Genomic DNA, 10,289 nt, shown 5'->3' with positions numbered 1-10,289 from the left:
TCTCATCTCATTGGCAAAAGCTCCCTTTATTATATCCAAGATAGCTTCAATATTGTTGTTGTATGTTTGATCAAAGATGAATATATCTCCTATTCCACTAGGACAATATTTATGGAATGGAGCTGATTGTAAAATGTGTTCTAAAAGTTCTGGCTCTTCTCCAATAGGGATTCTACAACCAGGACTTTCGTTGACATCTGTATCAATTCCAACTTGTGAATGTAATAGGTGAGAGTTGTTAAAGAAACTACCAGCATATTTAGATTTATGATTTTCTATGGAAGTGTATAGAGTTTTTATAATTTTTTCTCCAAGTTCATTTGCTATTTCTGAATAACCAAATCTCTTTTTTTGCTCTGTTGCATTTAGTAGATGGTTTACACATTCAGCTAAACCTACAACTCCAAACAATCCTGTAAATTTTTCTTTTTCAATAAGTCCCTCTTTAACAAGGAAAGAGCTTTCAAAAAATCCACTTTCATCAATTAAAAATCTAGATCTTTCATCAATAAAAGTTAAAACCTCAGCTGTAACATCAGGAAGTACTCTAGTGAAAAAATCCTCAATCGATTGAGCTTCTTTAGCTAAAGTTCCCAATTTGATTCTGATTAGTGTATTTGCTCCACCACCAACTTTCAATCCATTGTAACAACTAACAATACCATATTCCCCTTTAAAATCTTGTTCAAACATCTTGTTATTAGCAAAACTTGGTTTAGCTGTTGACAAAGCAGTTTCGATAGAGTCAAGAGCAAGAGCTTTAGAAGTGGACTCGTCATATTTCAATGTAAGATTTGGTGTAGGAAGTTGAAGTTCTCTCATAACCTTCAGTATAATCCTTCCAGCTTTTGTTTCTAATGGCCCTATATTGGCATGGCAAAAAGAATCTGTTATTGTAGAATCTACATGTTTTAAAAACAATTTGATAGCTAGATATGCTTCATTTTCATCAGTTATGAAGGGATCTAAAAGATAGTCAATATTACCTAAATAAACAGGCATTGTAGTGATTGAAGGAACATGTTTATAAAGGATTAAAAGATTATTGACAGCCTCCCAAATATTAGTAGGGGTATCTAAACCTAAAAATTCACTTCCCTGTTTCATAAATTTATCATAGTCAGGAACAATATATCTAGGTCTGTAAGGAGCTTCTCCCTCCATTAGATCACAGATGATATTTTTCTCCATATACTCTTTTAATTTTTCACTCTTATTGAGAACATTTAAGCTATTTTCAGCTAATCTAGCTAAAGTAATAATTTTCTGCTCATAAGTTAAAGAGTTGCACTTAATAGTTTCTAATATCATAAATCCTCCTAAGTATCTTTAGTAATTATGTTAATATTATCACATTTAAAGGGAAAAATCAATTGTTTTTAAACAAGTTTAATACTTGTTTGTTTTTTACAGACAACTATTGAATAATAAGAGATAATAAAGAGAAAAATTAATCATTCTTGAAATAAAGAGAGTGTTGTTATATAATTAATTGTATGATAATTGGGAAAGGAAGTGACACCTTAAGTATGTTGAATAAAATAAATTATCCTAAAAAAACACCTAGGTGTATAGCAGTTTATAATAAACTTTTTGAAATGATAAAATCTGGGAAATTTTCAGAGGAGAATAGATTACCAGCTGAAATTGAGTTAGCTAAAGAGATGAGTGTAAGTCGTTCAACTTTAAGACAGGCATTGGAATTATTACAAGAGGATGGGATTATTAAATCTATTCAAGGAAAGGGAAGCTTTATAGTAAAAGAGAGAATAAAAGTAGAAGATGGCTTGGAGTTACTAAAGAATCCTATCTATTCTGTTGTTACACAAGAGATTACAGAGGTGGAGTTTGAGTTTAGAATTGAGCCAGGAAATGATTATACAACAGAGATATTTGGTAAACAGATATCAATAGTTATATTTGCAGATAGATGGTTTAAGATAGATGGAGAGATTGTGGCCTATACTATTTCAGTAATTCCAGCTGAAACAGTACTAGCTGGAAAGATTGATTTGAATGATAAGGAGAAATTTTTAAATTATCTCAATGAAGAGATTTACAAGGTTGCTAAAAGTTCTATATTGAAGGTAAGTTTTTCAGAGATTGGAAATATTTCATCAGTTAAATATAGACTGTCAAAGGATAATAGATGTCATCTTTTATCTGAAACACTCTATGGAAAAGATGGAGCTCCCATAATGTTTAATAAGCACTACATTCCTTTGGAGAGTGGAGAGCTTATAATCTATCGAAAGTAATAAGTGAGAATTTAAGATAAAGAAAAGGAAAAAAATTACAATATAAATAAAGTAACTTTTTTCCTTTTTTGATTTTATAATTTTTAGTACATAGATTTTATAAGCTCAAGAACGTAGTTATAGACTCTTTCAGTAGAATCAATCTCTAGATATTCACCAGGAGTATGAACATCTCTCAAGTTAGGTCCAATGCTTATAAAGTCAATATTAGGATAGTTTTGTGAAAGAGCTCCACACTCAAGTCCTGCGTGAATTACCTCCACTTTCATTTCACTGTTATAAAGTTTTTTATACACTTCTAAAGCTTTATCTCTTAGTTTTGATTCTGCTCTAAATCTCCACTCAGGATAACCAGCAGAAAATTCAAAATTAGCTCCAACTTCATCTAGGACAGTAGTTATCTTCTCTTTTAATTGGTTAAGAACAAGAGGTTCAGAACTTCTTAAAGAGATAATAATATTGATAGATCTATCTAAAGTATTTACAATAGCTAAGTTATCAGAAGATTCAACGATCTCTGGATACTCTTTCATCCAAGTATTAACACCAGTAGGCAGTTTTTCAATAGCCTCAATATATTTATGGAAATCCTCTTGAGATATAGCTGAAATCTTATCAATAGGAGCTATTTCTAGTTGGAAATCCATATTAGGTTCATGAGTTGTGTATTTGTCACTAATATTTTTAGTAATTGCTAATATATTTTTTTCGAGAGTGTTACTATTAGATGCTATTATACTCTTTGCACTTCTAGGAATAGCATTGTCCTTACTACCACCAGAGATTTCAATAAAATCAAAGTTATCAACTTTTTCTAATTGTGAAAGAAGCTCTCCCATTATTTTGTTAGCATTTCCTCTATTTTGGTTTATCTCAGTCCCAGAGTGCCCACCTTGTAGTTTATCCAATGTGATAGTGTAGATTGTAGAATCTTTTACTTCATATTTTGAGATAGGAAGATTGATATCTAACTCAATTCCACCAGCTGAACCAACTGTAACCACTCCCTCATCTTCTGAGTCTAAGTTTATTAACATATCTCCTTGTAAAAGTCCAGGTTCAAGAGATAGGGCACCGTTCAAATCAACCTCTTCAGAAGTAGTTACCAATAGTTCAACTTGACATTTTATAGAGTCGTCCTCTAGTAGAGCCATACCCATAGCAAGAGCAATTCCATTATCTCCACCAAGTGTTGTTTTGTTGGCTTTTAGAATATTTCCCTCGACAATTAATTGGATAGGATCTGTTTTAAAATTATGGTTACTATCATTCTCCTTTTCACACACCATATCCATATGTCCTTGAAGTATTATACTAGGAGCATTTTCATAACCAGGAGCAGGTTTTTTTCTAAGGATAACGTTATAAAATTTATCTTGGTATGTTTCTAAATTCAATTTTTTACCAAATTCAACTAGATAATCACTAATTTCTTTTTCGTTATATGATTCTCTAGGTATTTTTGAAATCTCTTCAAAATGGTAAAAGACTCTCTCAGGTTTTAAACCGTCTAGTTTTCTCATAAAAATCCCCCCATTAAATTTATATAAAAGTTGAAATAATAAGTGCAACTATGGAGTAGATAGCCATAATTCCCATCAATGGAGCTATGTATTTCCACCACTTATTAAATGTAGTTCCTGCCATCTCAAGTGTAACAAGTATAAGACCTGTTGGAGTGATAAAAGACATCAATCCTTGACCCCAGTTGTAAGCATTGATAACAACATCTCTAGATAGACCAACACTGTCAGCAAGAGGAGCCATTATAGGCATTGTAAGTACAGCAAGTCCTGATGATGATGGAATGAAGAAACCTAAGAATGAGAATACTCCAAGTTGTGCAAGTGCAAACATAGAACCACTCATTCCACTAACCATATTTATAGAGTAGTTTAGTAGAGTGTCAGAGATCATTCCATTATCCATTATTATATTGATAGCTCTAGCAAGTCCAATTGTAAGAACTACCCCAATCAATTCAGCTGCTCCGTCAACAAATGTATTAACAGAATCTTTTTCAGAAAGACCAGATAGGAACATGATTACGATAGCAACTCCAAGGAATAGAGCTGACATCTCTTCGAACCACCAACCACCAAAGGCAACTCCCCAAACTAAAATAATGAATGCAAGAGTAAATACAAGTATTATCAATTTTCTTCTCAAAGTAAACTCAATTACAACATCTGGGTTGTAGTCTCCTAAGAAACGCTCTTTTATAGCTTCGTTTTCATCATAAACAAGTGAGTTAGTAGGATCATTTTTTACCTTAACTGTATACCAATACATATAAGCTAAAGTTATAATAGAACCAACAATCAATACAATAACTCTAAATACTAAACCATTAGTGAAGCTTATTCCAGCAGCATTAGATGCAATAACTACTGAAAATGGATTGACAGTAGAGAACATAGTTCCAATTGATGATCCCATATAAATAGCTGCTATACAAGTGATAGCATCAAAACCACTAATTAGGAAAATAGGCATCAAAATAGGATAGAAAGCTATAGTCTCCTCTGCTAGACCAAAGGTAGTTCCACCAAAAGTAGTTAGAGCAAATACTAGTATAACTAAGATAAATTCCTTTCCTTTTGTTTTCTTAGAAAGAGCTCCTATTCCAGCATCAAAGGCTCCAACTTTATTAACAAGTCCAATAACTCCACCTAAGATCAATACAAAGATCATAATATCAACAGAATCCATTGTACCTAAAATAGGTGATTTGATAACCTCTACTAAACCTTGAGGCTGTTGCTCAATCTGAACATATGTTCCAGGGATAGCAATAGGTTTTTTAATTGATCCATCTTCAAATTTAGATAGATCCAATTGAATATTAAAGTTATCTAGCACACTCTGTGTAGCAGGAACAACTTTTGTTTCATCATTGTGATCAGTTATAACAAACTCTCTTGTAGCATCATCATATGTAAGTCTAGAAAACTTACCAGATGGTACGATATAAGTAAGAATAGCTGCAAAAATTAAGATGACAAATAGTACTGTAAAGGCTGTGGGAAATTCACGTTTTTTCTTTTGACCCAAAGTAATCACTCCTTAAATTTAAAATATTTTGATTGTGCAAATATATAGAAAGTTAAATTTATGTAAAAAATGTATTTTTTTACATCTTAAAATATATAAAATTAACACAATTATACACAATATAAGTATAATATAAGATAAATTTATAATAGTGTCAAGGAAAAATTAACCCTAGAGCATAATTTGAGCAATTTTTAAAATTGTAATTAAAAAAAAATGATATAAAAAAAAAGGAAAAATTACTTTATAGCAATTTTTTCCTTTAAATTATTTAATCAAATATATAACCTATACTAAGTTGTGAGATAAGTTCTCCACTTTCATTATCTTTTGATACTGAAAATTCAATAGGGCCTAAAATACTTCCATAAGCTAATGAAAGGTTGAAACCTTGAGAGTAGTCTTCCCAGATAACTTTTTTATTAGGGGATGGGCTCTCTTTTAAATCACTGTAAGTTCCAATATTCCAACGAGCATTTAAATAGAGATTTGTATCAAGTTTGTAACTTACTCCCAATTTACCAATCATAAAATCTTCCACAAGTTTTTGCTGATAGAAATAACCATAAAAAGCAAAATCTTTATTTTGAAGGTTATTTTTAGTTCCACCTAAACGGATAAACTTATCCATAGAAGTAACCTCATCACCTTTAATAACTCCACCAGATAGACCATAATTAAATGTAATTTTTTTAGTGATTGGTAGGTAACCATCAAAAGTATAGAGAGGACCATAAAAACTAGAGTTTGCTTTATCAAAGCTTCCTTCCCAGCTGTATTTAAAATCTAATTTTGCTCCAGAATGCGGGAATATTTCAGAGTCAAGAGTATTAAAATTAACTTTGAAAAAAGCTCCATTGTAGTTTTTAGAATATTCGATTTCATTAGGATTGAGGGAACCAGTTTCTTGCTCTAGCTTAGCATAGGAACTGTTGATCCCATATGCTACAGTCAGTTGATTGTTATATTGGGTAAGAGCTCCAATCTCTGCATCAAAGGTGCTAACCAATAGATTTGAAATCTTTTTATTTCCATTATATAGGAAGAATGGATTCTCGTTGTAATCAAAGTTGGCAAAAATACCAATCTTATTAGAATAACCATAGTATATAAAGTTTTTAAAATTTACTCCTAAATAATCCCCTACTTGTAAGTTGACAAGGGTATTATTTCCAATTTTTCCAAAATTTGTAATAGTTGTACCTATATCAAAAGTTGTTCCATAACCAGTGAGATACTTAACTCCCATTCCAACAGAGTTATTAGGATTTATTCCAACATCTAGAACTAAATTATCATCTTCAATATCATAGTATAGATAGTTGATAATTTCATTACCATAAAGTTTTAGAAGTTGCATCTCCAACTCCTCTAATGAAATATCTTTATCTATGATATTAGAGAGAGAGCTATCTATAATAGCTTGATTTTTTTCAGAAATATCACTTTTAAACTTTATATTTTTAATACAAACATTGTTGTTTAGTTTTAACTTAGGAGTTGGTTTAGTGAGGTTTTTAGGAAGATCTTCCAAAAGAGGTAGTTTCTCCTTTGTAGCCTTCTCACCCAATTCTACAAAAAGACTACTTTTATCTAGTTCTGTAGCTGAATATTCAAGTACATCAGGTGTTATTAATATAGAAGCAAGTTTTCTCTGCTCATCTGTAGAAGAAGCACTTTGAATAGCAACAAGCTGATTTAACACACTGATGATATTGTATTCTTTTTTATCTTTTATCTCATTTCCAACATCACTACCAATTACTACATCAGCTCCCATATCAATGGCGTCAACAACTGGAAAGTTTCTAGAAACAAGCCCATCAACATAGAGTCTATCATCAATCTCAACAGGGTCAAATATAGTAGGGATAGCCGTACTTGCAACAATGGCTTTAGCTAAATCTCCCTCTTTAAAAGCTACAGCTTCTCCAGTATTAAGATCAGTTGCTACAATTCTAAGTGGAATTGGTAATTTATCAAAATCTTTGATATCCTCTACACTATTTAGGAGTTTTTTTAATTCAAAATACATCATCTGACTATTTCCAAAACTTTTAGGCAGAGAGAAATTAAATTTATTGTCATATTTGACCGAAACCATATAGTTTTTGTTATTAATTTTCTTTTCTAAGGGAATTTTATCCTCTACAAAATCACCGTTGATAAACTCATCCCAGGTATTTTTAGATAAGATTTGTTCAATCTGATCAGGTGAGTATCCAGCAGAGTAGAGAGCTCCTATCAAAGCTCCTACACTTGTACCAGTTATGTAATCTGGACGAATACCTAAACTCTCTAAAGTCTTGAGGACACCTATATGAGCAAGTCCCTTTGCTCCACCGCCACTCAATGCCAAGCCTATTTTTATATTCTTTTTATTCTTTTTAAATTTATTTTTTTTAATTTTTTCTAATTGAGTAATTTTATTCTCTAAAATTTTAATCTGCTCTTTTAAATTATTTATCTCAAAATCTTCTTTAGAAGTTAGTGTTTTAGCAAAAGTTTTAGTTTGAATAAAGAGTATAGAAAAAATTAAATACATAGCTAAAGTAAATTTTTTCATTTTTCCTCCCATATTTTCCATACTATTATATTATATCAAACTTTTAAAAAAAATAAAATAAAGAATGATCTAAAGTTTGATTTTTACCATTAAAAATGCTATAATACTAATAAAAAAGATTAGGAAGATTAAGTAGTAAGAGGTAAGGAAATAAAAACTTGTTTCTTTACTCCTTATTATTTACTTCCTAATCTGTAAAGTTTATAGGAGGATATATGTTTGACGAGAGAAAAGTTCAAATGGAATTAGCAGGTAGAACACTTACTTTTTCTACTGGTAAAATAGCGAGACAATCTTGTGGAGCTGTAATGGTACAATACGGAGATACTGTAGTTTTAAGTACAGTAAACAGAAGTAAGGAGCCTAGAAAGGAAAATGACTTTTTCCCATTGACAGTAGATTATATAGAGAAGTTTTATGCTGCTGGAAAATTCCCTGGAGGATTCAATAAAAGAGAGGGAAAACCATCAACAAATGCTACATTGACAGCAAGACTTATAGATAGACCAATAAGACCTATGTTTCCAGATGGATTCAACTATGATGTACACATTGTAAATACTGTATTTTCATTTGATGAGAAAAATACACCTGACTACTTAGGAATAATTGGATCATCAATGGCATTAATGTTATCAGATCTACCATTTTTAGGACCAGTTGCAGGTGTTGTAATAGGTTATAAAGATGGAGAGTTCATACTAAACCCTACTCCAGAGGAGTTAGAGACAAGTGAGCTTGAATTATCAGTAGCTGGAACAAAAGAAGCTATAAACATGGTTGAAGCAGGAGCAAAAGAGTTAGATGAAGAGACTATGTTAAAAGCTATTATGTTTGCTCACGAAAATATCAAAAAGATATGTGATTTCCAAGAAGCTTTTGCAAAAGAAGTTGGAAAAGAGAAGATGGAATTTGTAAAACCAGAAGTTATGCCACTAGTTAAGAACTTCATTGACGAGAGAGGAATGGAGAGATTACAAGCAGCAGTTCTAACTTTAGGTAAGAAAAATAGAGAGGAAGCTGTAGATTCACTAGAAGAAGAGTTATTAGAAACATTCAAAGTGGAAAATTATGGAGAGGGAGAAGATGTAGAATTCCCTGAAGATGTTTTAATTGAGTTCAAAGGATATTACCACGACTTAATGAAAAAATTGGTAAGAGATGCTATTCTTTACCACAAACATAGAGTAGACGGAAGAAAAACAACTGAGATAAGACCATTATTTGCAGAGGTTGATTGTCTACCTATTCCACATGGTTCTGCAATGTTTACAAGAGGAGAGACTCAAGCAGTAGTTGTAACAACACTAGGAACTAAAGAGGATGAACAATTAGTAGATGACTTAGAAAAAGAATACTACAAAAAATTCTATCTACACTATAACTTCCCACCATATTCAGTAGGAGAGACTGGAAGAATGGGAAGCCCTGGTAGAAGAGAGTTAGGACACGGATCTTTAGCAGAGAGAGCGTTAAGATATGTTATACCTTCAGAGGAGGAGTTCCCATATACAATAAGAGTTGTATCTGAGATCACTGAATCAAATGGATCATCTTCACAAGCTTCAATCTGTGGTGGATCACTATCATTGATGGCTGCAGGTGTACCTATAAAAGAGCATGTAGCTGGAATCGCAATGGGACTTATAAAAGAGGGAGAAGAGTTCACTGTATTAACTGATATAATGGGACTAGAGGACCACTTAGGAGATATGGACTTTAAAGTTGCAGGTACTAAAAATGGTATAACAGCTCTTCAAATGGATATAAAAATAACAGGAATTACAGAAGAGATAATGAGAATAGCTTTAAAACAAGCTTTAGAAGCTAGAAATCAAATTCTTGAGCTAATGAACAACACAATTCCTGCTCCAGCACCTATCAAATCAAATGTACCAAGAATACATCAAATGGTTATCCCAACTGATAAGATAGCAGCATTAATTGGACCAGGAGGAAAAAATATAAAAGGAATAATTGATCAAACTGGAGCAACTGTTGATATCAATGATGATGGAAAAGTTTCTATATTCTGTAAAGATGAGGCAGCTTTAGTTGAAACAGTAAGATTGGTAAATTCTTATGTTAAAGATGTAGAAGTTGGAGAGATCTATTCAGGTAGAGTTGTAAGTATCCAAAAATTTGGAGCATTTATGGAAATATTACCAGGTAAAGAGGGACTTTTACATGTTTCTGAAATCTCTCAAGAGAGAGTAGCAAATGTAGAGGATGTATTAAAAGTAGGAGATGTATTTGACGTAAAAGTTATCTCTACTGACAATGGAAAAATAAGTTTAAGTAAAAAGAGAGTGTAATATTGAGAATATGAGTGTCATTGAAAGATGACACTCAAATCTCTTTAAACTGTATGAGTAATTATAATATTTAGAGATGTAAGGAGAAAAATAAAG

At 31.8% G+C, this 10,289-nt stretch carries 6 protein-coding genes; 2 read left to right on the top strand and 4 right to left on the bottom strand.

The genetic code is table 11. The annotated features are described in order from the left end of the window. Positions 1–1,311, bottom strand: a 1,311-nt coding sequence (locus ABNK64_RS01565) for a YjjI family glycine radical enzyme (protein ID WP_349763263.1), incomplete at its 3' end; no start/stop codon positions are given. 218 nt (positions 1,312–1,529) lie between these two features. On the opposite strand from ABNK64_RS01565, the gene ABNK64_RS01560 reads away from it, so the two are divergent. Continuing rightward, entirely contained in the window at positions 1,530–2,258 is a 729-nt protein-coding gene (locus tag ABNK64_RS01560; protein ID WP_300341842.1) for a GntR family transcriptional regulator, read from the top strand. Between the two features lie 83 nt (positions 2,259–2,341). Here ABNK64_RS01560 and ABNK64_RS01555 read toward each other — a convergent pair whose 3' ends face one another. The 3 genes from ABNK64_RS01555 to ABNK64_RS01545 all read right to left on the bottom strand — a co-directional run bounded on the left by ABNK64_RS01555 (position 2,342) and on the right by ABNK64_RS01545 (position 7,878). Beyond that, the gene (locus ABNK64_RS01555; protein WP_349763262.1) at positions 2,342–3,781 is read right to left on the bottom strand and encodes an aminoacyl-histidine dipeptidase; all 1,440 of its coding nucleotides are present in this window, start codon (positions 3,779–3,781) and stop codon (positions 2,342–2,344) included. Between the two features lie 19 nt (positions 3,782–3,800). Continuing rightward, the gene (locus tag ABNK64_RS01550) at positions 3,801–5,312 is read right to left on the bottom strand and encodes a YfcC family protein (RefSeq protein WP_456878407.1); all 1,512 of its coding nucleotides are present in this window, start codon (positions 5,310–5,312) and stop codon (positions 3,801–3,803) included. 271 nt (positions 5,313–5,583) lie between these two features. Then, positions 5,584–7,878 (bottom strand): patatin-like phospholipase family protein, encoded by a 2,295-nt coding sequence (locus ABNK64_RS01545; protein ID WP_349763261.1) that lies wholly within the window; start codon positions 7,876–7,878, stop codon positions 5,584–5,586. 215 nt (positions 7,879–8,093) lie between these two features. Here ABNK64_RS01545 and pnp point away from each other — a divergent pair, with 215 nt between their 5' ends. Then, positions 8,094–10,193, top strand: coding sequence for a polyribonucleotide nucleotidyltransferase (gene pnp / locus ABNK64_RS01540; protein ID WP_291255415.1), 2,100 nt, complete (start codon positions 8,094–8,096; stop codon positions 10,191–10,193). Positions 10,194–10,289 lie beyond the last annotated feature (96 nt).

It is taken from the genome of Fusobacterium sp. SYSU M8D902 (genome assembly GCF_040199715.1).
Classification (GTDB): Bacteria; Fusobacteriota; Fusobacteriia; order Fusobacteriales; family Fusobacteriaceae; genus Fusobacterium_A.
The sequence above is the reverse complement of the archived record's forward strand: the minus strand, read 5'-3'. Positions and strand labels throughout refer to the sequence as shown.